Origin of the sequence: Nocardioides rubriscoriae (assembly GCF_008087085.1) — a bacterium.
Taxonomy (GTDB): domain Bacteria; phylum Actinomycetota; class Actinomycetes; order Propionibacteriales; family Nocardioidaceae; genus Nocardioides; species Nocardioides rubriscoriae.
Genome location: NZ_VIYJ01000002.1, coordinates 339427 through 362699 on the forward strand (window position 1 = coordinate 339427; position 23273 = coordinate 362699).

Below are 23273 nucleotides of genomic sequence, written 5' to 3' on the forward strand. Positions count from 1 at the left end.
ACCCAGCGACGCACGAACGGGCCGGACAGCTCTCGCTGTCCGGCCCGTCCGGGGTGGTGCAGGTGGATCAGGCAGCGACCTTGCCGGGCGCCACGACGTCGTGGTGGTCGCCGTACGTCGCCGGGTCCTCCTGGATGCTCTGGAGCTGCGCCAGGCGGAAGATCAGGATGCCGAAGAGCGCCTTCGCGACGATGTCGGCGATCGAGTAGCCCACCTGCTTGGCCACGAAGCCGTCGGCACCGCTGAAGAAGTCGCCACCCAGGAGCGGGAACGCGTAGGCGATCGGGTAGACGCCCCACGAGGCGAGCAGCAGCCAGCGCAGGTTGGAGATCCGCTGGCGTACCTCGGCCGACTTGCCGTCGAGGGCCTTGGTCAGCTCGACGAAGAGGACGTAGAGCAGGAAGAGGAAGGGGATGGTCGACAGCACGCCCCACAGGACGCGGGTGCCGTCGTCGAGGCTGATCTCGCCCGGGTAGCCGAGCAGGATCATCAGGGCCGCGGCCGGCACCAGCCGGACGAGGAGGCGCTGCGAGGCGGCGCGGGTGAGCGCGAGGACGGCGACGGTCTCGACCAGCAGCAGCGGGACGGTCAGGAACCAGTCGACGTAGCGGTAGCCCTCGTTGAACTCGATGTTGGACAGCATGTGGGCGGCGTCCACGGTGGCGCCGGCGGGGTAGCTGTCCTTGAAGTTGTCGAAGATGCGGAAGTAGTGGTACGTCGCGATGCCGCAGACCGTGGCCGAGACGATGATGGCCGAGCGGAAGCGAGGGGCGACCGTGCGCTGCATGAGCAGCAGGTAGAACACCGTGAAGCCGAGGCTCGCGATGGCCAGGGACAGCACGTTGTAGACGGCCGCGTACTGCCCGGACGTCAGTGACTCGATGTAGTCCGGGCCAGAACTTGCGTAGGTCGTAATCATCAGGATCCTCAAGGGGTGAGCGCTGCTCCGATGCAGCGAACGGACCTTGCTCCCTGGATCGTCGGGAGTTCGGCCGACACGGGAGCAGTGCTCCGAACCTACTCGCGCAAATTCAACTTGCACAAGTTTGCCTTTGGGGTGAGTTGCGCCCGCGGGCGGAGGGTCACCGACCGCCGAGCAGGTCGACCGCCTCGCGCAGCCCGGAGGCGTACGACACGCCGGGAGGCAGGTCGGCCGGCCACCCGTCACCGCCGAGCACCAGCACGGTCGCGGGCCGGGTGCGGGGCAGCGCCGCCACGAGGGTGGCCGGGTCGGCGTCGTCGCACACGACGCAACTGACGAACACCGCCGCCGGGCGGATGCGGCGTACTGCGGTGGCCAGGCTGGCGACCGGGACCTGCGCGCCGATCACCCGGGCCGGGCACCGCTGCTCGGAAAGCCCCAGCGCCAGCACGTGCAGCGGGAGCGTGTGCTGGTCGCCCGGCGCGGTGGCGAGGAGGACCGGCGGGCGGTCGTCGGCCGCCGGCAGCTCGACGCGGCGCCGGCGCAGGGCGCCGAGCGAGGCCTCGGACAGCACGTGCTCGACCTCGATGGCCTCGCCGGACTCCGCCCACCTCCTGCCCACCGCGGTGAGGACCGGGCGCATCAGCTCGTCCCAGGCCCGGACGACGCCACGTTCGCGCAGCACCTCCAGCATGATCTCCTCGGCGGCGTCGAGGTCGAGCTGGCCGGCAGCGCGGGCCAGGCCACGAGTGGTGTCGTCGGCGCCCGGTACGGCGAGGACGCGGCCCCCCGGCCCGGCGCGGCGGCGCGATGCCGGTCGGGTTGCCGTCGGGGGACCGTCGGCGTCGGTCAGGGCGGCCGCCGCGGCCGCCGCGGGCGCGGCCCCGGCCCGGATCTGCGCCTGCACCTGGTCGAGCCGGGCCAGGTCGGCCTCGGAGTAGCGACGGTGCCCGCCCTTGGTCCGCAGGGACGGCACCACGCCGTAGCGGGTGCCCCAGCTGCGCAGGGTGCTGGTCGTGACACCCAGCCGCGCCGCCGCGACCCCGACCGGCACCCCGACCGGCACGCCAGCGGTCTCGCCGCGCGTCGGGTCCGGTGCCATGCCCCCATCGTAGGTGGGGAGGTCCGGGGGCCGGTCGCCGTGTGGGTCCTGCTCCTGCGGGTCCTACTCCTCGGGGGCCAGCAGCTCCAGGTTGATGTCGTCGGGGTCCTGGAAGGAAAGGATCGACATGCCGAACCCGGTCAGCGAGGTGACCCCGCCGTTGACGATCCCGGCCGCGTCGAGCCGCTCGGCGGCGGCCGTCAGCTCGGCCTTGGTGGCCACGGAGAACGACACGTGGTCGAGGCCGACCCGCGTGGAGTCGAAGCGGTCACCGGGTGCGGCCACCGGTCGGAGCCCGAACAGCTGGCCCTCCACCGCGAAGATGCACCCGCCGTAGAAGCGCTGCGGGTCCTCGGCGGCGCCCGGCTCGCCGTGGTGCTCGGTGGCGTCGATCTGCGGCTCGCGGCCGAAGAGGTTCGAGTAGAAGTCCTTGGAGCGGGCGATGTCGGTCACCGTGATCCGGACGTGGTGGATCCCCTGCACAGGGGCGATCGGCGTGGAGTCGGCCATGGCCCCACCCTGGTGGGTCCGCACAACCCACTGGCCACCCGCAGGGGTGCCTCGTAGCGTTCGCCCCGATGAGCAGTCATGGGAACACACGTGGGAACAGTCATGGGAACGGCTACCGCGACACCGCCGAGGCCGGCTGGGCCTGGACCCTCGACCACGTGGCGTACGACGCCGACGGACCCTCGTTGCCCGCCCCGACGCAACCCGGTCAGGAGCTGGGCCCCCGGGCGGGCCTGCACAGCGGGGTGGGCGGCCTGGGCCTCGCGCTCGCCGAGGTGCGTCGTACCCGCCCGTGGACCGAACCCGAGGCGACGCTCGCCGAGCAGGTCGTCGTGGCGGTCCGTGCCGACGTCGAGGTCACGACGGACGCGTCGTGGTTCGACGGCCTCCCGGGGCACCTCGAGGTCCTCCGGGCCCTCGGCGCCGACGGGGCCGACCGGGTGGTGGCGCGGTTGCTCGAGGTCGCGACACCTACCGGGTGGCCGACCCCGTGGTTCGGACCCCCGCGCTTCCTCCCGGACGCCCGGGTCAACGACGCGACCCTCGGCACCGCCGCGGTGCTGCACGCCGCCGTGGCCGCCCACGCCGACGACGTCCCCGGCGCCGCCCGACTGGCCACCGTGGCCGGTGACCTGCTGGTCGGCGAGGCCATCGAGGACGAGCACGGCCTGACCTGGCCGTTCGTGCCGTTGCGCTACCGGACCGACCCAGCGACCGAGATGCCCAACTGGTCCCACGGTGCGGCGGGCATCGCGCACGCGCTCGCCGACGCCGGCGCCGCGCTCGACCGCCCCGACTGGGTCGACCTCGCCCGGCACGCGGGGGAGCGGCTCGTCGCGATCGGCGACCACACCGGCGGCGCGCTGCGGGTGCGCCACCTGCTTCCCAAGCCGGAGGCGGCCGACGAGGCCGGGATCGCCGACTTCAGCTACGGCTGGTGCCACGGCCCGAGCGGCACCTCGCAGGTGTACACCGCCCTGGCCGCCGCCGGGGTCGCCTCCGTGGCCGGGGAGCACCCGGCGACGTGGGCCGCACGGTGCTGGCGGGCGGTCGCCGCCAGTGGCCTGCCGGCCCGTCTCGAGCCGGGCTCGTGGGACAACGACGGTCGTTGCTGCGGCACGGCCGGGGTCGCCGACCTCGCCCTGACCGCCGGGGAGGTCGACCTGGCCGTGGCCTGCGGCGACGCCCTTGTCGAGCGCGCGGTCCCGGACGGGCCGGGCGTGTGCTGGCGCTTCGTCGAGCACCGGCTGCCCGAGCCGCTGCTCGCGCCCGAACCCGGGTGGATGCAGGGGTCCGCCGGCATCGCTGCGCTGCTGTTCCGGCTCGACCGGGAGCTCGATGCACGAGGGTGACGGCCGGCGCCCGGCCGACCTCGACCAGCACCCCTGCCAGGATGGGGCGATGCGTCACGCCGTCGGTCCCCTGCTCGCGGTGACGGTGGCGCTGGTGCTGGCCGACTCCGCGGTGGTCACGCTGGCCCTGCCCGACATCCTGCAGCACCTGGACGCCACGGTGACCCAGGTCGCCTGGGTGCTGATCGCCTTCAACCTCGTGCTCGGGCTCGCGGCCGTGCCGACCGCGATGAGCTTCACCCGGGCCCAGCCCCGCCTCCTGGCCGCGGCGGGCATCGCCGTCTTCGCCGCCGCCTCCGCGGCGTGTGCCGTGGCGGGCACGATCGAGGTGCTGATCGCGGCGCGCTGCCTGCAGGCCCTGGGCGGCGCGTTGGCCGTGGTCGGGTGCCTGGAGCTGCTGGTCGAGGAGCACGGCGAGCGGCGCGGGATCGCGACCTGGATCACCGCCGGCGTGGTCGGCACGGCGGTCGGGCCGTTCGCGGGCGGGCTGCTCACCCAGGTGTTCTCGTGGCAGGCCATCTTCGTGGTCCAGGTGCCCTTCGCCGTGTTGGCCGTGCCCGCCGCGCTCGCCGTACCTGTCCGGGCGGTCACCGCTCCTGACCGGCACCGCCCGGTCCTGCGTCCCCACCTCACCCTCGCCCTGCTGTCGGCCGCCCTGACCGCAGCGCTGTTCCTGCTGGTGCTGCTGCTGGTCGAGGGCTGGCGCCACGACCCCGGTACGGCGGCCCTCACGGTCTCGGTCGTGCCGATCGCCGCCCTGGCCGCGCGACCGCTCGCCCGGCTGCTGCGCCCACCGGCCGAGGTGGAGGTCGCGGTCGGCTGCTTCCTGGTCGCCGGCGGGCTGGTCGGGCTCGCCGTCCCACCGTCGGCCGACCTCGTGTGGACCGTCGCGCCCCAGGCGCTCGTGGGTCGCGGCCTCGGCCTCACCGTCGACCGCCTCACCGCACAGGCCATGGAGATGCGGCTCCCGAGGGCGAGGCACGCCGGGTGGAGCATCGGCGCCCGCCACCTCGGGGTGGTGGTCGGTCTGGCGATCCTCACCCCCGTGTTCACCGCCGACCTGCAGGACGCCCAGGTGCCCGCGCAGGAGGCGATCACGTCGTTGGTGATCGACGCGCCGCTGCAGCCGCAGGACAAGATCGCCGTCGCCGAGGCGCTGGGCGGTGCGCTCGCCGACCAGCAGGACCAGGTGCCCGACCTGCGCCCCGCCTTCGCCTCGCTCGACGTCGACCCCGGCGAGCAGGCCAACGTCGACGCGCTCGAGCGCGCCCTCGACGCCCAGCTCGAGCGCGCCGCCACCCGCGCCTTCCGTGACTCGTTCCTGATCGGCGCGGGCCTCGCGCTGCTGGCCTTGCTGACGCTGCTGGTGCCGCAACGACGCGTCGAGCAGGTGACCGCGTGAACCGGCTCGCTCGCGTCCTCGGCCTGCCGCTGGTCGCGCTCGCGATGGTGGCCGCCGTCCTCGGTGTGCAGGTCGCGCACGGAGGAGGCGACTTCGAGCCGCTGCGCCCGGCCGACGCCTGCGCCGAGCGTCGCGTCACCTCGCGGGCCGACGGCATCGAGGGCCTCACCGAGCGGCTCGTGCTGCTCGGGGTCAACGACGCCGCGTGCACCCTGCGGGTCAGTCGGGAGGCGCTGACCCTGCGGCTCGCGCAGCCCGGCGAGCGCACCGACGCCGAGGTCGACGCCCTGCGCCAGGGTCTGCTCTTGGCAGTCAGGCAGCTGGACGCCACCGGCACCCTGCCGCCCGTCTCCGACCTGCTCGACGAGGCGCTCGACCAGGCCGACCTCAACGGCTTCCTCGAGGCCGCGATCCGCGCCCTGCCCGACTCGGTGGTCGACGGCGCGCTCACGACCGACGACGTGCTGACCCGCGCCATCGAGGACCTCGACGTGCGCGCGCTGCTGGCCGACCTCGACGACCCCGACGAGCTCGACGCGCAGGTCCAGGCCGCCGTCACCCAGGCGGTCGAGGACGCTCTGCTCGACCGGCTGCGCGACCTGCTCTGAGCCCGCTGGGCCCCATGGGCGTCGACTAGGGTCATCGAACGTGAGCGAGACGAGCCGGCCGGCCGACCTGCCAGTGCTGACGCCCGAGGAGCAGCGGGTCCTCGGCAGCCTGCTCGAGAAGGAGGTCACGGTCCCGGCGAGCTACCCGATGACCGTCAACTCCGTGCGCACGGCGTGCAACCAGACGAGCAGCCGCGAACCCGTCGTCGACTACGACGAGGACCTCGTGCACCACACGCTGCGCGACCTCAAGCAGCGCGACCTGGTCGCGGTGACCTGGGACGACCGCGGGCGCCGCACGCTGAAGTACGTGCAGACCGTGTCGGTGCGCCTCGACCTCGCCGACGACGAGCGGGCGCTGCTCACGGTGCTGCTGCTGCGCGGGGCCCAGGCGCCGGGGGCGCTCAAGAGCCGCACCGAGCGGCTGCACGCCTTCGCCGACCGCGGCGCCGTCGAGGCGTGCCTGACCCGGCTCGCGCAGCGGGAGCGGCCCCTGGTCGAGCAGCTGCCGCGCCAGCCGCGCGAGCAGGACGCGCGGTGGATCCACCTGCTGGGCCCGGTCGACCTGCCCACCGCCGGGGCGCCGGCCGCAGGGCCTGCCGTCGACCGCGACGCGGTGCTGGCCGGAGGAGCCGAGGCCCGCGACGCCAAGGTGCGCGCAGCCTACGCCGCCGTCGCCGCGTCGTACGCCGAGGCGCTGACCGGCGAGCTGGCCGACCTGCCCTTCGAGCGCTGGCTGCTCGACCGGGTCGCCGCGCACGCCGGCACCGGTCCGGTGGTCGAGGTCGGCTGCGGACCCGGACACGTCACGGCCCACCTCGCCGAAGCCGGGGCCGACGCGACCGGCCTCGACCTGGTGCCCGAGATGGTCGAGCAGGCCCGCCGGCGCTACCCCGACGGGGTCTACGAGGTGGGCGACCTGCGCACCCTGATGCGGCCGGTCAACGGCCCGGGGTGGGCAGCGGTGCTGGGGTGGTACTCGCTGATCCACCTCGGCGCCTCCGAGCTGCCGGGGGCGATCGGGGCGCTGGTGCGACCGCTGGCTGCCGACGGCTGGTTGGTGCTGGCGCTGCACGCGGGCTCGCAGGTGCGCCACCACACCACGTGGTTCGACCACGAGGTGGACCTCGACGTCGTCCTCCACGAGCCGGCCGACGTGGTCGCGGTGGTCGAGGCGGCGGGTCTGGTCGACGTCGAGTGGTACCGCCGCGGACCGGTGGCCGGACGTGGGGAGACGTCGGAGCGGCTCTACGTGGTCGGTCGCAAGCCCTGATGCGAACGTGCTCCCGCCCCGGCGTGGTGGCCCCACGCCGGGGCGGACGAACGCGTCCGCCTCAGCTCTCGAGCGAGGCGTCCAGGGTGATCTCGACGCCGGTGAGCGCCTTGCTGACGGGGCAGCCCTGCTTGGCGGCCTCGGCGGCCTGCTGGAAGCCGGCCTCGTCGAGCCCGTCGACCTCACCGACGACGGTGATCTTGATGCCGGTGAGCTTGAAGCCGCCGTTGGCGGAGTCGGGGCCGAGGGAGACGTCGGCGGTCACGTCGAGCGACTGCGGGGTGCCGCCGGCCTCGGCGATGATCGCCGAGAGCTGCATCGCGTAGCACGACGAGTGGGCCGCGGCGATGAGCTCCTCGGGGCTGGTGGTGCCACCGGCCTCGTCGGCCGCGCGCTTGGGGAAGGAGACCTCGTAGGTGCCGACCTTCGAGCTGGTGAGCTCGACCTGACCGGACCCTTCCTGCAGCGAGCCGTTCCAGGCGGTACGAGCGGTACGAGTGGGCATGGGGAGCTCCTTGCGACGTAGGAAACTAACTTGTGCACAAGATACTAGCGGACGAAGTAGCATGGGTCCATGCCCGCCACCCTGCCCCCCACGGCGCAGGAGCTCGACGAGCTCCTCTGCTTCGACCTCTACGCCGCCCAGCGCGCCGTCACCGCGGCCTACCGCCCGGTGCTGGGTCCTCTCGGGCTCACCTACCCGCAGTATCTCGTGCTGGTCGTGCTGTGGGGCCGCGGTGAGTGCGCGGTGCGCGACGTGGCCGCCGCGCTGCGCCTCGACCACGGCACGCTGACGCCGCTGCTGCGGCGCATGGAGACCGCGGGGCTGATCACCCGCACCCGCGGCGCCGACGACGAGCGCACGGTGCTCCTGCGTCTCACCCCCGCCGGCGACGCCCTGCGCGTGCACCGCGACGACGTGCAGTGCCGGATCGCCGACGCGGTCGGCCTGCACGAGCGCGACTTCGTGACCCTGCAGCGGCTGCTGCGCCGGGTCACCGACGCGACCCACGCCGCCCTCGAGGACGACGACCTCTAGCCGGTCGCGCCGCTAGTCGCGCGCCTCCAGCGCCGCCTGCCCGGCCAGCCGTACGACGTCCCACACCAGCGCCCGCGTCGGTGCGGTCAGGGCGGGGTCGGCCTGCTGGTGCACGCGTTCCCACCGGTGCGCCCGGTCGGCCAGGGCCGCCTCGACGACCGGGTGGTGCACGGCGTCGAGCCGGTCGAGCGCCCAGCGCGCGGCTGCCGCCTTGCCGGTGACCTCGGCGACGGTGGCGGTGTAGAGGATCCGGCACGACGTGAGCACGTACTGGGGCTGCCACCACGCGTCGCCGTACGGGGCCGGGTCGTCCTCGAGCTCCTCGGCCCGGGCCCGGGCCAGGCCCAGGGCCTCGGCGCGCGGGGCGGCTGCGGTGACCTCCGCGACCAGGTCGCGCGGGTCGGGCCCGGCCAGCACCACGCCGTGCTCGCGCAGCAGCCACCGGGCGTGGGCCGTGTTGTCGTGGCTCGAGTCGACCAGCTCGCGCGACCCGTGGTCGACGTAGGGCCAGCGGCGGCCCAGGGTCATCGGGCTGCGCAGGTCGGCGAGGTCGGCGTAGGACCCCTCGAGGTGGGCCGCCCAGCCGCCGGCGTCGGGCAGCCGCGCGTGGAGCGTGCGCAGCGCAGCGGTGGTCGCGTCGTCGAGACGGCCGTCGGTCACGGCGAGGACGTCGACGTCGCTCCACTCGTGGGCGCAGCCCAGGGCGAAGGAGCCGACGAGATAGGCGCCGACCCACCGGTCGCCCAGCGCGGCGCGCGCTCCGGCGACCCACGGCTCGAGCGAAGCGGCGACATCGGTCGGCAGGTCCATGCCGTCACGCTAGAGGCCGCCCGAACCACGACGCTGCCACAACGCGACCTCAACGACGCCGCAGACCCGTGACCGGGCGACCACCGATGTGGTAGCCATCACACGTGAGCCAGATCGCGGCCGAGCATGCGTCGCACGCGAACGCACCGGTGGTGCTGGTCGTCGACGACGACGCCGCCGTGCGCACCGTGGTGCGCTGGCAGCTCGACGACGCGGGGTTCCGGGTCGTCGAGGCCGACGACGGACCGTCCGCGCTGCGCCGCATCCAGGAGCACCGCCCCACGCTGGTCGTGCTCGACCTGTCGCTGCCCGGTCTCGGTGGCCTCGACGTGCTGCGGTCGGTGCGCGGGGGGCAGACCGGCCGGTCCGACCTGCCCGTCATCGTGCTGTCGGGACGCAGCGGCGAGAGCGACCGCATCGTCGGGCTCGACCTGGGGGCCGACGACTACCTCGTCAAGCCGTTCTCGCCCGGCGAGCTGGCCGCGCGGGTCCGCTCGGTGCTGCGGCGCAGCAGCGCGGACGCCGGGGAGGAGGCCGTCGTCGTCGGCCCGCTGCGCATCGAGCCGGCCAGCCGGCGCGTGCTGCTCGACGGGACCGACGTCGACCTCACGCCCAAGGAGTTCGACCTGCTGTCCTTCCTGGCCACCCACCCCCGTCACGTCTTCACCCGCCCCCAGCTGCTCGACCGGGTGTGGCACTCGTCGTCGGACTGGCTGGGCGAGGCGACGGTCACCGAGCACGTGCACCGCCTGCGGCTCAAGCTCGAGCGCGAGCCGTCGCGCCCCCGGATCCTCCTCACCGTGCGGGGCGTGGGTTACCAGCTCTCGGACGAGGCGTGAGGGCCGTGCTGTCGCCGGCTCCCGCGGTGCCCGAGCCGGAGCTCTCGACCGACGACGCACGCGCTCTGCTCGACCGGCAGACGGCGGTGCTCGAGCTGATCGCCCGGGCCGCCCCGCTGCCCGAGGTGCTCGCCGAGATCCTGGTCTCGCTCGAGCAGCTGATGCCCGGCGCGCGGTGCTCGGTGTTGCTGCTGGACCGCGAGCGGGGCACCCTGCACCACGGCGCCGCGCCGAGCCTGCCCGTCGCCTACGTCGCCTCCATCGACGGGATGTCGATCGGCGACGGGGCCGGCTCGTGCGGCACGGCCGCGGCGCTCGACGCCGCCGTCGTGGCGACCGACGTCCTCACCGACCCCCGCTGGGTCGATTTCCGCGCCGCGGCCACCGCGGTGGGGCTGCGCAGCTGCTGGTCGACCCCGATCCGCGGCCGCGACGGGCAGCCGATCGGCACCTTCGCGGTCTACCACGACCAGCCGCACCACCCGACCCAGCGCGAGGAGCTGCTGGTCGACCGGTGCACCCACCTCGCGTCGGTGGCCATCGACCACGCCGGGCTCGTCGGCGACCTGGTCGAGAGCGAGGAGCGCTTCCGTCGCTCGTTCGACGACAACGCGCTGGGGATGGCGATCCTCGGTCTCGACCTGGCCGTCGTGCGCAGCAACCACGCGCTCGTGTCCCTGACCCGGGGGAGGTCCGACGTGGTCGGCCGGCCCCTCGACGACCTCCTCACGCCCCGGGGCCGGTCGCTGGCGTCGTGGGTCGACCAGCTCGACCGCACCGGTACGGCGCTCGTCGCGTTCGAGGCGACGGTGCACGTCGACGGGCCTGACCGCGCCGGCCGGACCGAGGAGACCCACGGGACCGACGTCGAGGTGGAGGTGACGCTGTCGCAGCTGCCGGGCCGCGACGGCCGCCCCGCGCAGTACGTCGTCAACGTCCTCGACCTGACCGAGCGTCGCGCCGCCGAGCGCGACCGACGGGCCCGCCTCGAGGCCGAGACCGCGCGTCGTACCGCCGAGGACCTCGCCCACGCCCGCTCGCAGCTGCTCGCGGCCGTCGGTCACGAGGCCCGCACACCGATCCAGGCGATCGTCGGCTTCGCCGAGCTGCTCGGCACGATCGACCTCGACGAGGCACGCCGCCACGAGGCGCTCGACCACATCGGCGCCGCCGCCGGGCACGTGATGGACCTGCTCACCGACGTGCTCGACCTCAGCCGCGTCGAGGCCAACGCCCTACCGCTGGTGCTCGAGCCCGTGGGCGTCGAGGAGGTGGTCGGCGACGTCCTCGGCCTGCTCTCGACCAAGGCGCAGCAGCGCCAGGTCACGCTGTCGTGCCGCGTCGGCGACGAGGTCGTCCACGCCGACCGACGGCGGCTGCGCCAGGTGCTCCTCAACCTCGTCGGCAACGCGATCCGGCACGGCGACGTCGGCGGTCGGGTGGTCGTGAGGTCGGCCCCGGGACCCGAACCGGCCGACCTGTGCGTGCTCGTCGAGGACGACGGCCCGGGCATCCCGCCCGAGCTGCTGCCCCGCATCTTCACGCCGTTCGCCCACGCCCACCCGGGCACGGCGTCGCGCCGCGCGACCGCGGACGAGCCCGGTGTCGAGGAGAGCGTCGGGCTCGGGCTCGGCCTGGCCCACGGGCTCGTCGGCGCCATGGCCGGGGAGCTGCGCGTGGGCTGCTCCACGAGCGCCGGCACCTGCATGGAGCTGCGCCTCCCGCGCGCGGGAGCCCCGCGACCGTGACACCCACAGACCTCGCGCGCGCCGACGTCGCGCCGAGCCCGGGCCGGACCGGCCGCGGGAACCCACCGAAGGGAAGCGACCACCCATGACCAGCACCCTCTACGCCGCCTACCGCCACCCCGAGGACCCCGAGGCCTTCGACCGCCACTACGCCGAGACCCACGCCCCGCTGGGCCTGGCCCTGCCGGGGCTGCGGTCATTCACCGGGACCCACCCCGGCCCCGGGCCCGACGGGGCGGCACCGGCCTACTACTTCGTCGCCGCCCTGGCCTTCGACGACGACGCGGCCATGAACGCCGCCCTCTCGGGCCCCGAGGGAGCCGCCGCCGTGGCCGACCTGGCCAACTTCGCCGGCGCCGGGGTCGACCTGATGACCGGGTCGACGACCAGCTACCTCTGAGGCCCACCGGCATCCCGGCGTCGTGACGACCCTGCCCCGCTGTGCCCCGGACGCGGCCCCGGACGCGGCCTGGGACGCGGCCTCGGAGCCGAGGCCGTACGCCGTGACCGCCGTCGTGCCCGTCAAGGCGCTCACCCGCGCCAAGACGCGGCTCGACCTGCCCGCCGAGCAGCGGCAGGCCCTCGCGCTGGCGTTCGCGCTCGACACCGTCACCGCGCTCCTGGGCAGCGCCGACGGGGCCGACGGGGCCGACGGGGCCGACGGGGCTCAGGGGTCCGGCGTGGCCGACGTCCTCGTGGTGACCTCCGACCCGGTCGTCACCGACCACCTGCGACGGCTCGCGGTCCGGATCGTCCCGGACGTGGGCGCCGGCCTGGGGGCGGCGGTCCACCGCGGCGTGCAGGTCGCGACGCGGTGGCGCCCGGCGGCCGGGGTGCTCGTGGTCCCGGCCGACCTGCCGTGCCTGCGGTCCGTCGACGTCGCGGCCGTGGTCGGCTCGGCCCACGGGGGCGCCTTCGTGCCGGACCGGTCGGCGACCGGCACGACCCTGCTGGTGCACCCGCCCGGCGGCGAGGTGCCCCTGCACTACGGACCAGGGTCGGCCGACAAGCACCGTGCCGCCGGGCTGGACCCGCTGCGCGGCGCCCCGGTCCGGGCCCGCCACGACGTCGACACCCTCGACGACCTGCGGGCCGCCACGATGCTGGGACTGGGCGCGCAGACCGCGGCCCGGGTGGCCGCGCTGGACCTCAGTCCACGCTGGAGTCCTCGCTCGCGGCCCACCCCGTGACGCGGACGATCCGGCAGACCAGCACGCGGTGGAACGGCTTGTCGGCGTACTGCGGGACGGTGGTGGCCAGCCGGTCGGCCAGCTCGTCGAGGAGCGCGGCCGGCGGGTCCTCGACGTGCTCGAGGTCGGCGCGCACCCACCACAGCCGCGACCAGTCCTCGGTCTCCCAGCGCTCGATGAGCAGGGAGCCGCGCGGGTCGGCGGCGAGGTTGTCCTCGCGTTGCAGCCGCGACGACGCCTTGGGCTTGACCCGGTCGATCGGCACCCCGACGTGCCCGTCGGAGCTGACGGCGTAGACGACCGGCTGGGGGTCGGGGCCCCGCTCGGGGTGCAGGGTGCAGAGCACGCCGTGCACGTGCTCGCCCAGGCGGGCCCGGGCCTTCTCCTCGTTCAACCTCATCGCGCTGCTCCCAGGGTCGTGGACGGTGGGCGGACAAGGTCCAGCCTCGCCGATGACACCACCCCGGACAATCATGCGTTCCTCAACGCTGACGCAGGTCCCTTGACCGGTCGGCGAGGAGCGGGCGAGGTTGTCGGGATGAACCTCGCCACGTGGGTCGAGCGTCACGGCCGACACCTCAGGGACCGACCGGCACTGGCCGAGGGGGACCGGGTCCACGCGACCTGGGCCGAGCTGGCGGCGCGGGTCGCGGGTGCCGCGGCGGGTCTGCGCGACCAGCTCGGCCTCGCGCCCGGCGACCGGGTCGCCATCGTGATGCGCAACCGGCCGGAGTACCTCGAGGTGCTCTACGCCGTGTGGCACGCCGGCCTGGTCGCCGTGCCCGTCAACGCGCGGCTCCACCGCGACGAGGTCGCCTACATCCTCGGCGACAGCGGCACCCGGGTGGTCGTCACCGACGACGAGCACGCCACCGACGTCGACGCCCTCGTCGCAACCGTCGCGTCGGTCGAGGCCTCGGTGCACGCCCCGGGGCCCGGGTGGGACCGGCTCACCGGTACGCCGCCGACGGGCCTGGTCGACCGCGCCCCCGACGACGCGGCGTGGTTGTTCTACACCAGCGGCACCACCGGGCGCCCCAAGGGCGCGACGCTCACGCACCGCAACCTGCTGATGGCCTCGTTGAGCTACTTCGCCGACATCGACCCGGTGTCGGCCCACGACAGCGTCCTGCACGCGGCGCCGCTCTCCCACGGCTCGGGCCTCTACGGGCTGCCGCACGTGGCGCGCGGCGCGGTCAGCGTCTTCCCGGCGTCGGGGGCCCTCGACGGCGCCGAGCTGCTGGCCCTGCTCGAGCGGTGGCCGGGCCTGTCGTTCTTCGCCGCGCCGATCATGGTGCGACGGCTCGCGGCCGACCCGGCGCTGCAGGGGGCCGACCTGTCCGGCCTGAAGACGATCATCTACGGCGGGGCGCCGATGTACCTCGCCGACCTCGAGGCCGCGCTCGACACGTTCGGGCCCCGCCTGGCCCAGATCTACGGGCAGGGCGAGACCCCCATGACGATCACCGGCCTGTCCAAGGCCGACCACGCCGACCGCGACCACCCGCGCTGGCGCGAGCGCGTGCAGGGCGTCGGCTTCCCCCGTACCGACGTCGAGGTGCGGGTCGTCGACGAGGATGACCGCGAGGTGCCGGCCGGGGAGGTCGGCGAGGTCGTCGTGCGCGGCGACGTCGTGATGGCCGGCTACTGGCAGCAGCCCGAGGCCACCGCGCAGACGCTGCGGGGCGGCTGGCTGCACACCGGCGACCTGGGCAGCGTCGACGACGACGGGTTCCTCACCCTGCGCGACCGTTCCAAGGACCTCATCATCAGCGGGGGGATGAACATCTACCCCCGCGAGGTCGAGGAGGTGCTGCTGCGCCACCCGGGGGTGCAGGCCGTCGCCGTGGTGGGACGCGAGGACCCCGAGTGGGGCGAGGCGGTGGTCGCCTTCGTCGTGCCCGCGGGGGACCCGCCGTCGGTCGAGGACCTCGACACGACCTGCACCGACCACATCGCGCGGTTCAAGCGCCCCAAGGACTACCGGTTCGTCGACGCGCTGCCCACCAACAACTACGGCAAGGTCCTCAAGCGTGAGCTGCGCGAGCGGCTCGCGCAGGAGACGGGCGCGCGCTGACCGGGGCCGCAGCCGGGGTCCGGGCAGCGTTGAGGAAACCATGATCCGAAGGACCCTTGCGGCGCCCTCCGCCCCGGTTGTTAGGTACGTCACAAAGGGCCGTGTCGAGGCTCACCGACGACCTCGCCCCACCCCAGGCCCCCGTCCGCCCGAGGAGATGTCGCCCAGATGAAGCTCGCCCTCTACCTACCCACCTTCCGCAACCACGTGACCGTCCAGGAGCTGGCCGACCTCACCGACCTGGCCGAGGAGCTCGAGTTCGACTCGGTCTGGACGCTCGACCGGATCATCGTCCCGGAGGCCTCCGACCGCGGGGAGATGAAGTACCCGTTCGGGATGATGGACCAGTTCCCGCTGCAGATGCCGGTGCAGTCGAAGGGCAAGTGGTTCCAGGGCTGGCCGATCCTGCCGTGGCTGGCCGCCCGTACCGAGAAGGTGCGTATCGGCATGAGCATCACCGACACCCCGTACCGCGCGCCGGCCGTCTTCGCCGCCGAGTGCGCGACCATCGACCACCTGTCCAACGGGCGGCTCAACGTCGGTGTCGGGGCCGGCTGGATGCCCGAGGAGTTCGCCGCCTCGAGCGCCACCCACCTCTTCCCTCGGCGGCACGCGCACGTGCGCGAGACCATCGAGATCTGCCAGGGCATCTGGCAGAACGAGATCTTCGAGTACCACGGCGAGTTCGCCGACTTCGAGCCCGCCGGGTTCGGCCACCAGCCGTTGCAGAAGCCTGGCCCGCCGATCTACTTCAGTGGTCTGAAGGACCCCAAGCGTTCGGCGCTGCGCATCTCGAAGTACGGACTCAAGGGCTGGATCGGCATCCAGGACACCCCCACCGAGCTGGCCAACTGGCGCAAGGCGATCAGCGACGAGCTCGAGCCGCTCGGCGGCAACATCGACGACGTCGAGATGTGCAGCATGATCTGGTTCACCATCACCGACACCGAGGTCGACCAGACCGACAACCTCAAGCTCACCAACCTGCTGGTCGGCACCGAGCAGCAGATCACCGACCGGCTCAAGGCCTACCAGGAGGCCGGCATGGCGATGCCGCTGATCTGGCCGCCGTTCGCCGACGTACCGGTGTCGAAGACGCTCGACGACCTCAAGCGCCTCAAGAACGACATCATGCCGAAGGTCGAGGCCGGCTAGGCCGGCTAGGCCGGCTAGGCCGGCTAGGCCGGCTGGGCCGGGGTGAGGGCGTCGAGCACCCACTCGGCGTACGCCGTCGCCTCGGCCGGGTCGACGTCGGGCGACCCGACGCGCGGGGAGAAGTTGAGGTCGACGAAGGCCTCGGTGACTCCCTGCGCGCCGAGGCGGCCCAGGTCGTCGAGCACCTGCTCGCGGGTGCCGTGGAAGGGCTGCCGTCCGGGCCCGGGGTCGGTGTCGACCAGGTCGACCACGGCCCGCACCAGGATCCGCAGCGCCGCCGGGTCGCGCCCGGCCTCCTTGGCGCCGGCGCGCACCAGCGCGACCTGGTCGCCGAGCCGGCCGACGTCCTCGCGGGTGCTGCTGATCCAGCCCTGGGCGAGCCGTCCGGCCCGTCGCAGCGCGGCGGGCGCAGACCCACCGAGCAGGACCGGCGGGTGAGGCTGCTGGACCGGTCGCAGGCCCGTGTGGGAGCGGGGGACGGTGTAGAACTCGCCGCTGTGCTCGACCGGGTCCTGGGTCCACAGCGCCGTCAGGCAGCGTAGGTAGTCCTCCATCCGCGCGCCGCGCCGCTCGTAGGGCACGCCCGCGGCGGCGTACTCGTGCGGCAGCCAGCCGATCCCGAGGCCGACCGTGAGCCGGCCCGCGCACAGGTGGTCCAGCGTGGTCATGGCCTTGGCCAGCACCGCGGGCGCGGTGAAGGGCGCGCACAGGGTCGCGGTGCCGAGGCCGATCCGCTCGGTGTGCCCTGCGACGTAGGCGAGCGGCAGCACTGCGTCGTGCACCGCGCGGTACGACGCGTCGTCGGCCGGGCGGGCCGTCGGGTTGTGCGCGGCGTCCCACGACGGGTCGAGCCCTCCGTCGGCGGGGTAGAGCACCCGCTGGAAGGTCCACAGCGACGCGTAGCCGAGCTCCTCGGCGCGGCGGGCGACCCGCAGCATCGTCGTCGGCGTCGCCCAGCTGCCCGACGCCGGCAGGCCGAACCCCAGCAGCGGCATGTCGTCGTTCACAGGGAAATCCTGCCACTACCCTCGCCTGGTGCCTACCTGCGAGCGCGCCCCGGCATCGCGATGAGTCCGGCCCTCCTCGCCGGTCTGCACGCCGTCAGCACCTCGAGACCCAGGAGTCACCGATGAAGCTGCTTCTCACGTCCGGGGGCGTCACCAACCCCAGCATCGAGACCGCCCTGGTCGACCTGCTGGGCAAGCCGGTCTCCGAGGCCGACGCGTTGTGCATCCCGACCGCGCAGTGGGGCCACCCGATGTGCTCGCCGGCCTCGGCGTTCCGGTTCGTGGCGGGGCGGGGGACCGGCACCATGTGCGACCTCGGATGGCGCTCGGTCGGCCTGCTCGAGCTCACCGCGCTGCCCTCGATGGACGCCGAGCGCTGGGTGCCGTGGGTGCGCGAGGCCGACGTGCTGCTGGTCGACGGGGGCGACGCGACCTACCTGTGTCACTGGTTGCGCGAGTGCGGCCTGGCCGACCTGCTGCCGTCGCTGACCGACACGACCTGGGTCGGCGTGAGCGCCGGCAGCATGGTCATGACGCCGCGGATCGGCGACGACTTCGTCCAGTGGGGCGGGGCGCAGGACGACCGCACCCTCGGCGTCGTCGACTTCTCGATCTTCCCCCACCTCGACGTCTTCCCGTCCAACACGATGGCGGCGGCCGAGAGCTGGGCCGCCGGGCTGGAGGGGCCGTCGTACGTCATGGACGACCAGAGCGCGATCCGGGTCGTGGACGGCGTCGTCGACGTCGTCTCGGAGGGGGAATGGCGACACCTCCCCGGCTAGTGCCCCGAGGGAGGGCCTAGGCCAGGTCGAGCACCACGTCGCCGAGCACGGGAGCGCCGTCGCGGTCGCCGCCGGACACCGTCGCGGTGCCGACGATGCGGCCGTCGTCGTGCCAGCCGCGCACCGCGATGGTCTCGCCGGGGAACACGACCCCCGCGAACTTCGCGGCGAACCCGCCGACCCGGGTGGCGTCACCGCCGAGCAGGGCGTCGGTGAGCTCGCGCAGCACGATGCCGTAGGAGCACAGCCCGTGCAGGATCGGCGCCGGGAAGCCGGCGGCCTTGGCGAAGTCGGGGTCGGCGTGCAGCGGGTTGCGGTCGCCGCACAGCCGGTAGAGCAGCGCCTGCTGCGGCGTCACGGCGTACGTCGTCTCGGCGTCGGGGGCGCGGTCGGGCACCTCGACCGGGGTCGACGAGCCGCGGTCGCCGCCCCAGCCGCCCTCGCCCTTGACGAAGATCGAGGAACGCGTGGTCCACAGGGCCTCGCCGGACCCCGACCGGGCGACGGCCTCCTGCCAGATGACCGCCGCCTTGCCCTTGTCCCAGACGTCGGTGAGCGTGGTCGAGACGGTCGCGGTGCCCGAGGTCGGCAGCGGTCCGTGCACGGTGACCGACTGGGAGCCGTGCACCACCTGCGCGAGGTTGATGTCGCACCCGGGCAGGTCGAGGGGCGGCGGGTCGGTCTCGTGGAAGGTCGGTGCCACGACGCCGAACGACGGCAGCACCTGCAACCCGGGGCCGTCGAGGGTGTAGGCCAGCGCCGCGGGGTCGAGGTTGTCACCGTCACGGGATCCCGCGCCGATCGCCAGGTGGTAGAGCAGCACGTCGCTGGCCGACCACGAGAAGGTGCGCTCGCCGAGGTCGGCGCCGATCGCGACCGAGGGATCGATGGGCATCAGGCGGTCTTCTTCTCGGCGACCGAGGGCACGGCGGTGCGCGCGATGTCCTCGGCGGCCAGGTAGCCGAAGACGATGGCGGGCCCGATCGTCGCGCCCGGCCCGGCGTAGGTGTGGCCCATCACGGCCGACGACACGTTGCCGGCGGCGTAGAGGCCCTCGATGACCGAGCCGTCGGCGCGCAGCACGCGCGCCCGCTCGTCGGTGAGCAGTCCGCCCTTGGTGCCGAGGTCGCCGGGCACGATCTTGACGGCGTAGAACGGCGCCTGGTCGATCACGTGCAACGAGGGGTTGGGCTTGACCGTCGGGTCGGAGTAGTACTTGTCGTAGCCGGAGACACCGCGGTGGAAGTCGGCGTCGTCGCCGGTGCGGGCGAACTCGTTGAAGCGCTCGAGCGTGGCCCGCAGGTTGTCGGCGGGCACGTCGATCTCGGCGGCGAGCGCCTCGATCGTGGCCGCCTTCTTGACGGTGCCGTGCTTGTACCAGCGGCCCGGGAAGGGCTGGCGCGGCATGAGGCCGGCGAAGAGGTAGCGGTTGCGGTAGCGCTGGTCGATGACCATCCACGACGGCACGTGACCGACCCCGGTGGCCTCGCCGTCGTACATCGCGTGCACGGCCTCGACGTAGGGCAGCGCCTCGTTCATGTAGCGCTTGCCGTCCTGGTTGACGATGATCGAGCCCGGCAGGTTGCGCTCGGCCAGGCAGAACCACGGGCCGCCGGGCAGCGGGATCGTCGGGCCCCACCAGGCGTCGTCGAGCAGGCCGGTCTGCGCGCCCGCGGCGATGCCGGCGAGGATGCCGCCGCCGGTGTTGAACTCCGAGCCCGTCGTCCAGTCGACCGAGGTGGGCTGCGGCTGGTACTTCTCGCGCATCTCGAGGTTGCGCTCGAAGCCGCCGCTGCCGAGGATCACCCCGCGCCGCGCGCGCACGACGTGCTCGACGCGGTCGTCGCCGGTGCCGCGCAGCACCTTGACGCCCGCGACGCGACCGTCCTCGATGAGCAGCCCGGTCAGCTCGGTCTCGTAGTGCACGGGCACGCCGGCGTCGATCAGGCCCTTGCGCAGGCCGATCGCGATGGCGTTGCCCATCGCGTACATCCGGCGCCGCAGCGCGAGGCTGACGATCCGCTTGAGCAGGACCTTGGCCATCGTCACCGGGCCGCGCAGGGTGCGGATGCCGAGGTTGATCTTCCGGAAGTCGGCCTGGGTGACGATCATGTTGGCCGGTGCCTTGGCGTACTGCGGGTGGAGCCGGTCGAGCTCGTCGCCCAGGAAGCGCGCGTCGATCGGGATCGGCTCGCAGCTGCGGCCCTTGAGCCGGCCGCCGGGGGCCTCCGGGTGGTAGTCGGCGTAGTCCTTGACCCACTCGAAGCGCAGCGGGGTGTGGGCCTTGACGAAGTCCATCACCTCGGCGCCACGCTCGATGAAGGTGTCGCGGCGCACCTTGGGCACCACGTCGCCGACGATCGAGTCGAGGTAGCGCTTGGACTCCTCGAGGCTGTCGGCCTGCCCGGCCTCGTGCAGCGCGTAGTTGCCGGGGATCCAGACGCCGCCGCCGCTGCGCGCCGTCGACCCGCCGAAGTAGGCCGACTTCTCCAGCAGGACGGTGTCGAGTCCCTGCTTCGACGCGGCCAGTGCTGCGCTCATACCGGCGCCACCGGCGCCCACGACGACGACGTCCACCTCAGCAGGCAGTGGGGTGCTCATGGCGCGAAACTGTAACAGGTTCTAGTATTGACCGGTGACCTCTCAGCCCACCCTCGCGGGCGACATCCAGGCCGCGGTCGAGCGGCTCGACGCGGCCCTGGCGACCCGCGTCCCGTGCGCCGCGGTGCGTGACCTCATCGGCACCGACGACCTCGAGGCGGCGTACGCCGTCCAGCAGGGCCTCGTCCAGCGCCGGCTCACCGGGGGAGCGACCGTGGTCGGCCGCAAGATCGGCGCGACCTCGAAGGCCGTGCAGGACCAGCTCGGCGTCGACCAGCCCGACTTCGGCTACCTGCTCGACGACATGGACGTCTCCTACGGCGCCCTGCCGGTCGGCGACGGCGGCAGGCCGATCTCGATGCGCACGCTGGTGCAGCCGCGCGTCGAGGCCGAGGTGGCCTTCGTCCTGGGCGCCGACATCGCACCCGACACCGAGGGCGAGATCACCCTCGAACGGGTGCGCGCCGCCGTCGACGTGGCGCTGCCGGCGCTCGAGATCGTCGACTCCCGCATCACCGGGTGGGACATCGGCTTCACCGACACCGTCGCCGACAACGCCTCCAGCGGCCTCTACGTGGTGGGCCGCGACGGCCTGCCGCTGTCGCAGGTCGAGCCGCGCGACGTCGAGATGTCGCTGACGATCAACGACGAGGTCCGCTCCACCGGCAACGGCGCCGCCTGCCTGGGCGACCCGCTCGAGGCGCTGCGCTGGCTCGCCGTCCAGGCCTTCCGGTTCGGTGACCCGCTGCGCGCCGGTCACCTGGTCCTGTCGGGGGCCCTGGGCCCCTTCGTGCCGTTCGCCCCGGGTGACCGGGTGACGGCGTCCATCAGCGGCTTCGCCCCGCTGACCGTGCAGTTCGAGGAGTAGACGTGTCCCACAAGCTCACCGCCGCGATCGTCGGGCCCGGCAACATCGGCACCGACCTGCTCTACAAGCTGCTGCGCTCCGACGTGATCGAGCCGCGCTGGATGATCGGCGTCGACGCCTCGTCCGAGGGTCTGCGCCTGGCCGCCGAGAAGGGCCTCGAGGCCAGCCACGAGGGCGTCGACTGGCTGCTCAAGCAGGACGTGCTGCCCGACCTGATCTTCGAGGCCACCTCCGCCTACGTGCACCGCGAGTACGCCCCGCGCTACGAGGAGGCCGGCATCGTCGCGATCGACCTGACGCCGGCGGCCGTGGGCCCTGCGGTCATCCCGCCGGTCAACGGCCAGGAGCACGTGGGCGCGCCCAACGTCAACATGATCACCTGCGGCGGGCAGGCCACGATCCCCATGGTGGCCGCGGTCTCGCGGGCAGCCACGGTCACCTACGCCGAGATCGTCGCGTCGGTCTCCTCGATGTCGGCCGGCCCCGGCACCCGCGCCAACATCGACGAGTTCACCCGCACCACCGCCGCCGGGGTCGAGACGATCGGCGGGGCCCAGCGGGGCAAGGCGATCATCATCCTCAACCCGGCCGAGCCGCCGATGATCATGCGCGACACCATCTTCTGCGCCGTGCCGCCCGACGCCGACCGCGACGCGATCGTGGCGTCGGTGTTCGCCATGGAGAAGGCCGTCCAGGAGTACGTCCCGGGCTACCGGCTGCTGCAGGAGCCGCAGATCGACGAGCCGTCGGCGGCCACCCGGGGCGACGTCAAGGTCTCGATCTTCGTCGAGGTCGAGGGCGCCGGCGACTACCTGCCGCCCTACGCCGGCAACCTCGACATCATGACCGCGGCCGCCACCCAGGTCGCCCAGAACATCGCCCGTCACAAGCTGGGAGCCTCCGCATGACCCACGACGCCGCCACCAGGGACACCCTGCCCCGCACCTGGTCCGACGACCTCGACCTGCGCCTGACCGACACCTGCCTGCGCGACGGGTCGCACCACAAGCGGCACCAGTTCACCGCCCAGGAGGTGCACGACATCGTCGAGGCGCTCGACGACTCCGGCGTGCCGGTGATCGAGGTGACCCACGGCGACGGCCTCGGCGGCTCGTCGTTCAACTACGGCTTCTCGCGCACCCCCGAGCAGGAGCTCATCAAGATCGCGGCCGAGACGGCCAAGCGCGCCAAGATCGCGTTCCTGATGCTCCCGGGGGTCGGCACCAAGGACGACATCCGCGCCGCGCAGGACAACGGCGGCCAGATCTGTCGGATCGCCACGCACTGCACCGAGGCCGACACCTCGATCCAGCACTTCGGCCTGGCGCGCGAGCTGGGGCTCGAGACCGTCGGCTTCCTGATGATGAGCCACACCCAGCCGCCCGAGGTGCTCGCCAAGCAGGCGCGGATCATGGTCGACGCCGGCACCCAGTGCGTCTACGTCGTCGACTCCGCGGGTGCCCTGGTCATGGAGCAGACCGCCGACCGCGTCGCCGCCGTCGTCGCCGAGATCGGCCACGAGGCCACCGTCGGCTTCCACGGCCACGAGAACCTCGGCCTGGGCGTCGCCAACACCGTCATCGCCGCCCGCGCCGGCGCGACCCAGATCGACGGCTCGGTGCGGCGCTTCGGCGCCGGCGCCGGCAACACGCCGCTCGAGGCGTTCGTCGGGGTCTGCGACAAGCTCGGCTGGCGCACCGGCATCGACTTTCTCACCATCGTCGACGCTTCCGAGGACGTCATCAAGCCGGCCATGCCCGAGGAGTGCCAGCTCGACCGGATGACGCTGATGATGGGCTACGCCGGGGTCTACTCCAGCTTCCTCAAACACGCGGGCAACGCCGCCGAGCGCTACGGCGTGTCCGGCGCCAAGATCCTGCTCGAGGCCGGGCGCCGCAAGCTCATCGGCGGCCAGGAGGACCAGCTCATCGACATCGCGCTGATGCTGAAGGCCGAGCAGGACAAGGCCGCCGCCAACAGCTGACAGC

General features: G+C 73.4%; 24 protein-coding genes. 15 read left to right on the forward strand and 9 right to left on the reverse strand.

The features are described from left to right. Positions 1-67: 67 nt before the first annotated feature. From FZC61_RS04925 to FZC61_RS04935, 3 genes are all read right to left on the reverse strand, one after another. Positions 68-919 carry a bacteriorhodopsin-like gene (locus tag FZC61_RS04925; RefSeq protein ID WP_148613022.1) on the reverse strand — a complete coding sequence of 284 codons (852 nt, stop codon included), beginning with the start codon at positions 917-919 and terminating at the stop codon, positions 68-70. Between the two features lie 163 nt (positions 920-1082). Then, positions 1083-2024 carry a MerR family transcriptional regulator gene (locus FZC61_RS04930; protein ID WP_148613023.1) on the reverse strand — a complete coding sequence of 314 codons (942 nt, stop codon included), beginning with the start codon at positions 2022-2024 and terminating at the stop codon, positions 1083-1085. A 63-nt stretch (positions 2025-2087) separates the two neighbouring features. Then, positions 2088-2534, reverse strand: a complete 447-nt coding sequence (locus tag FZC61_RS04935) for a VOC family protein (RefSeq protein WP_148613024.1) — start codon at positions 2532-2534, stop codon at positions 2088-2090. Positions 2535-2602: 68 nt separating this feature from the next. Here FZC61_RS04935 and FZC61_RS04940 point away from each other — a divergent pair, with 68 nt between their 5' ends. The 4 genes from FZC61_RS04940 to FZC61_RS04955 are packed head-to-tail and all read left to right on the forward strand — an operon-like array spanning position 2603 to position 7169. Beyond that, the gene (locus FZC61_RS04940; protein ID WP_148613025.1) at positions 2603-3886 is read left to right on the forward strand and encodes a glycoside hydrolase family protein; all 1284 of its coding nucleotides are present in this window, start codon (positions 2603-2605) and stop codon (positions 3884-3886) included. Positions 3887-3935: 49 nt separating this feature from the next. Next, positions 3936-5288: an MFS transporter gene (locus FZC61_RS04945; protein WP_148613026.1), complete on the forward strand. Its 1353-nt coding sequence runs from the start codon at positions 3936-3938 to the stop codon at positions 5286-5288. After that, positions 5285-5896 carry a hypothetical protein gene (locus tag FZC61_RS04950; RefSeq protein ID WP_246142534.1) on the forward strand — a complete coding sequence of 204 codons (612 nt, stop codon included), beginning with the start codon at positions 5285-5287 and terminating at the stop codon, positions 5894-5896. Before FZC61_RS04945 ends, FZC61_RS04950 begins: the two co-directional genes overlap by 4 nt. A 40-nt stretch (positions 5897-5936) precedes the next feature. After that, positions 5937-7169 carry a DUF480 domain-containing protein gene (locus FZC61_RS04955; RefSeq protein WP_246142535.1) on the forward strand — a complete coding sequence of 411 codons (1233 nt, stop codon included), beginning with the start codon at positions 5937-5939 and terminating at the stop codon, positions 7167-7169. A 61-nt stretch (positions 7170-7230) separates the two neighbouring features. On the opposite strand, the gene FZC61_RS04960 is transcribed toward FZC61_RS04955, so the two are convergent. Continuing rightward, on the reverse strand, positions 7231-7674 hold the full coding sequence (locus tag FZC61_RS04960; protein ID WP_148613027.1) for an OsmC family protein: 444 nt from the start codon (positions 7672-7674) through the stop codon (positions 7231-7233). Between the two features lie 69 nt (positions 7675-7743). Between FZC61_RS04960 and FZC61_RS04965 the strand changes: the two genes are divergently transcribed. After that, positions 7744-8208 carry a MarR family winged helix-turn-helix transcriptional regulator gene (locus tag FZC61_RS04965; protein ID WP_148613028.1) on the forward strand — a complete coding sequence of 155 codons (465 nt, stop codon included), beginning with the start codon at positions 7744-7746 and terminating at the stop codon, positions 8206-8208. A gap of 12 nt (positions 8209-8220) precedes the next feature. On the opposite strand, the gene FZC61_RS04970 is transcribed toward FZC61_RS04965, so the two are convergent. Then, a complete protein-coding gene (locus tag FZC61_RS04970) occupies positions 8221-9018 on the reverse strand; it encodes an aminoglycoside adenylyltransferase domain-containing protein (RefSeq protein ID WP_148613029.1) in 798 nt (265 codons plus the stop codon). 104 nt (positions 9019-9122) lie between these two features. Between FZC61_RS04970 and FZC61_RS04975 the strand changes: the two genes are divergently transcribed. The 4 genes from FZC61_RS04975 (at position 9123) to cofC (ending at position 12795) form a co-directional block, all read left to right on the forward strand. Continuing rightward, the gene (locus FZC61_RS04975) at positions 9123-9857 is read left to right on the forward strand and encodes a response regulator (protein ID WP_246142536.1); all 735 of its coding nucleotides are present in this window, start codon (positions 9123-9125) and stop codon (positions 9855-9857) included. Then, complete coding sequence (locus FZC61_RS04980; RefSeq protein WP_211357096.1) at positions 9854-11605, forward strand: sensor histidine kinase; 1752 nt, start codon at positions 9854-9856, stop codon at positions 11603-11605. Before FZC61_RS04975 ends, FZC61_RS04980 begins: the two co-directional genes overlap by 4 nt. Before the next feature lie 85 nt (positions 11606-11690). Beyond that, positions 11691-12005, forward strand: a complete 315-nt coding sequence (locus tag FZC61_RS04985) for an EthD family reductase (RefSeq protein WP_148613030.1) — start codon at positions 11691-11693, stop codon at positions 12003-12005. Between the two features lie 22 nt (positions 12006-12027). Then, the gene (gene cofC, locus FZC61_RS04990) at positions 12028-12795 is read left to right on the forward strand and encodes a 2-phospho-L-lactate guanylyltransferase (protein WP_211357097.1); all 768 of its coding nucleotides are present in this window, start codon (positions 12028-12030) and stop codon (positions 12793-12795) included. On the opposite strand, the gene FZC61_RS04995 is transcribed toward cofC, so the two are convergent. Beyond that, positions 12755-13195 (reverse strand): PNPOx family protein, encoded by a 441-nt coding sequence (locus FZC61_RS04995; protein ID WP_170285985.1) that lies wholly within the window; start codon positions 13193-13195, stop codon positions 12755-12757. The genes cofC and FZC61_RS04995 overlap by 41 nt on opposite strands. Positions 13196-13333: 138 nt before the next feature. Between FZC61_RS04995 and FZC61_RS05000 the strand changes: the two genes are divergently transcribed. Together FZC61_RS05000 and FZC61_RS05005 are read left to right on the forward strand one after the other, a co-directional pair. Beyond that, a complete protein-coding gene (locus FZC61_RS05000) occupies positions 13334-14872 on the forward strand; it encodes an AMP-binding protein (RefSeq protein ID WP_148613031.1) in 1539 nt (512 codons plus the stop codon). A gap of 168 nt (positions 14873-15040) precedes the next feature. Continuing rightward, entirely contained in the window at positions 15041-16027 is a 987-nt protein-coding gene (locus FZC61_RS05005) for an LLM class flavin-dependent oxidoreductase (protein WP_148613032.1), read from the forward strand. 23 nt (positions 16028-16050) lie between these two features. On the opposite strand, the gene FZC61_RS05010 is transcribed toward FZC61_RS05005, so the two are convergent. Continuing rightward, positions 16051-17034: a TIGR03619 family F420-dependent LLM class oxidoreductase gene (locus FZC61_RS05010; protein ID WP_148613033.1), complete on the reverse strand. Its 984-nt coding sequence runs from the start codon at positions 17032-17034 to the stop codon at positions 16051-16053. A 122-nt stretch (positions 17035-17156) separates the two neighbouring features. Between FZC61_RS05010 and FZC61_RS05015 the strand changes: the two genes are divergently transcribed. After that, on the forward strand, positions 17157-17816 hold the full coding sequence (locus FZC61_RS05015) for a Type 1 glutamine amidotransferase-like domain-containing protein (protein WP_148613034.1): 660 nt from the start codon (positions 17157-17159) through the stop codon (positions 17814-17816). Positions 17817-17832: 16 nt separating this feature from the next. Here the strand turns inward: FZC61_RS05015 and FZC61_RS05020 are convergent, their stop codons facing one another. Both FZC61_RS05020 and kstD read right to left on the reverse strand, forming a co-directional pair. After that, positions 17833-18711 (reverse strand): MaoC/PaaZ C-terminal domain-containing protein, encoded by an 879-nt coding sequence (locus tag FZC61_RS05020; RefSeq protein WP_148613035.1) that lies wholly within the window; start codon positions 18709-18711, stop codon positions 17833-17835. Continuing rightward, positions 18711-20417, reverse strand: coding sequence for a 3-oxosteroid 1-dehydrogenase (gene kstD / locus FZC61_RS05025; protein WP_148613036.1), 1707 nt, complete (start codon positions 20415-20417; stop codon positions 18711-18713). Before kstD ends, FZC61_RS05020 begins: the two co-directional genes overlap by 1 nt. Positions 20418-20451: 34 nt before the next feature. Here kstD and FZC61_RS05030 point away from each other — a divergent pair, with 34 nt between their 5' ends. Genes FZC61_RS05030 through dmpG form a run of 3 tightly spaced genes read left to right on the forward strand, consistent with a single transcriptional unit; the run spans position 20452 to position 23269 of the window. After that, positions 20452-21285 carry a 2-keto-4-pentenoate hydratase gene (locus FZC61_RS05030; RefSeq protein WP_148613037.1) on the forward strand — a complete coding sequence of 278 codons (834 nt, stop codon included), beginning with the start codon at positions 20452-20454 and terminating at the stop codon, positions 21283-21285. A 2-nt stretch (positions 21286-21287) separates the two neighbouring features. Further along, positions 21288-22193 carry an acetaldehyde dehydrogenase (acetylating) gene (locus tag FZC61_RS05035; RefSeq protein ID WP_148613038.1) on the forward strand — a complete coding sequence of 302 codons (906 nt, stop codon included), beginning with the start codon at positions 21288-21290 and terminating at the stop codon, positions 22191-22193. Further along, positions 22190-23269: a 4-hydroxy-2-oxovalerate aldolase gene (dmpG, locus tag FZC61_RS05040; protein WP_148613039.1), complete on the forward strand. Its 1080-nt coding sequence runs from the start codon at positions 22190-22192 to the stop codon at positions 23267-23269. The genes FZC61_RS05035 and dmpG overlap by 4 nt, the downstream gene beginning before the upstream one ends. The last annotated feature ends 4 nt before the right edge of the window (positions 23270-23273 follow it).

Bases quoted from the DNA above. Each gene is read 5' to 3' on its own strand.
- FZC61_RS04925 (WP_148613022.1), bottom strand. From the start codon at position 919: ATGATTACGACCTACGCAAGTTCTGGCCCGGACTACATCGAGTCACTG.
- FZC61_RS04930 (WP_148613023.1), bottom strand. From the start codon at position 2,024: ATGGCACCGGACCCGACGCGCGGCGAGACCGCTGGCGTGCCGGTCGGG.
- FZC61_RS04935 (WP_148613024.1), bottom strand. From the start codon at position 2,534: ATGGCCGACTCCACGCCGATCGCCCCTGTGCAGGGGATCCACCACGTC.
- FZC61_RS04940 (WP_148613025.1), top strand. From the start codon at position 2,603: ATGAGCAGTCATGGGAACACACGTGGGAACAGTCATGGGAACGGCTAC.
- FZC61_RS04945 (WP_148613026.1), top strand. From the start codon at position 3,936: ATGCGTCACGCCGTCGGTCCCCTGCTCGCGGTGACGGTGGCGCTGGTG.
- FZC61_RS04960 (WP_148613027.1), bottom strand. From the start codon at position 7,674: ATGCCCACTCGTACCGCTCGTACCGCCTGGAACGGCTCGCTGCAGGAA.
- FZC61_RS04965 (WP_148613028.1), top strand. From the start codon at position 7,744: ATGCCCGCCACCCTGCCCCCCACGGCGCAGGAGCTCGACGAGCTCCTC.
- FZC61_RS04970 (WP_148613029.1), bottom strand. From the start codon at position 9,018: ATGGACCTGCCGACCGATGTCGCCGCTTCGCTCGAGCCGTGGGTCGCC.
- FZC61_RS04985 (WP_148613030.1), top strand. From the start codon at position 11,691: ATGACCAGCACCCTCTACGCCGCCTACCGCCACCCCGAGGACCCCGAG.
- FZC61_RS04995 (WP_170285985.1), bottom strand. From the start codon at position 13,195: ATGAGGTTGAACGAGGAGAAGGCCCGGGCCCGCCTGGGCGAGCACGTG.
- FZC61_RS05000 (WP_148613031.1), top strand. From the start codon at position 13,334: ATGAACCTCGCCACGTGGGTCGAGCGTCACGGCCGACACCTCAGGGAC.
- FZC61_RS05005 (WP_148613032.1), top strand. From the start codon at position 15,041: ATGAAGCTCGCCCTCTACCTACCCACCTTCCGCAACCACGTGACCGTC.
- FZC61_RS05015 (WP_148613034.1), top strand. From the start codon at position 17,157: ATGAAGCTGCTTCTCACGTCCGGGGGCGTCACCAACCCCAGCATCGAG.
- FZC61_RS05020 (WP_148613035.1), bottom strand. From the start codon at position 18,711: ATGCCCATCGATCCCTCGGTCGCGATCGGCGCCGACCTCGGCGAGCGC.
- kstD (WP_148613036.1), bottom strand. From the start codon at position 20,417: ATGAGCACCCCACTGCCTGCTGAGGTGGACGTCGTCGTCGTGGGCGCC.
- dmpG (WP_148613039.1), top strand. From the start codon at position 22,190: ATGACCCACGACGCCGCCACCAGGGACACCCTGCCCCGCACCTGGTCC.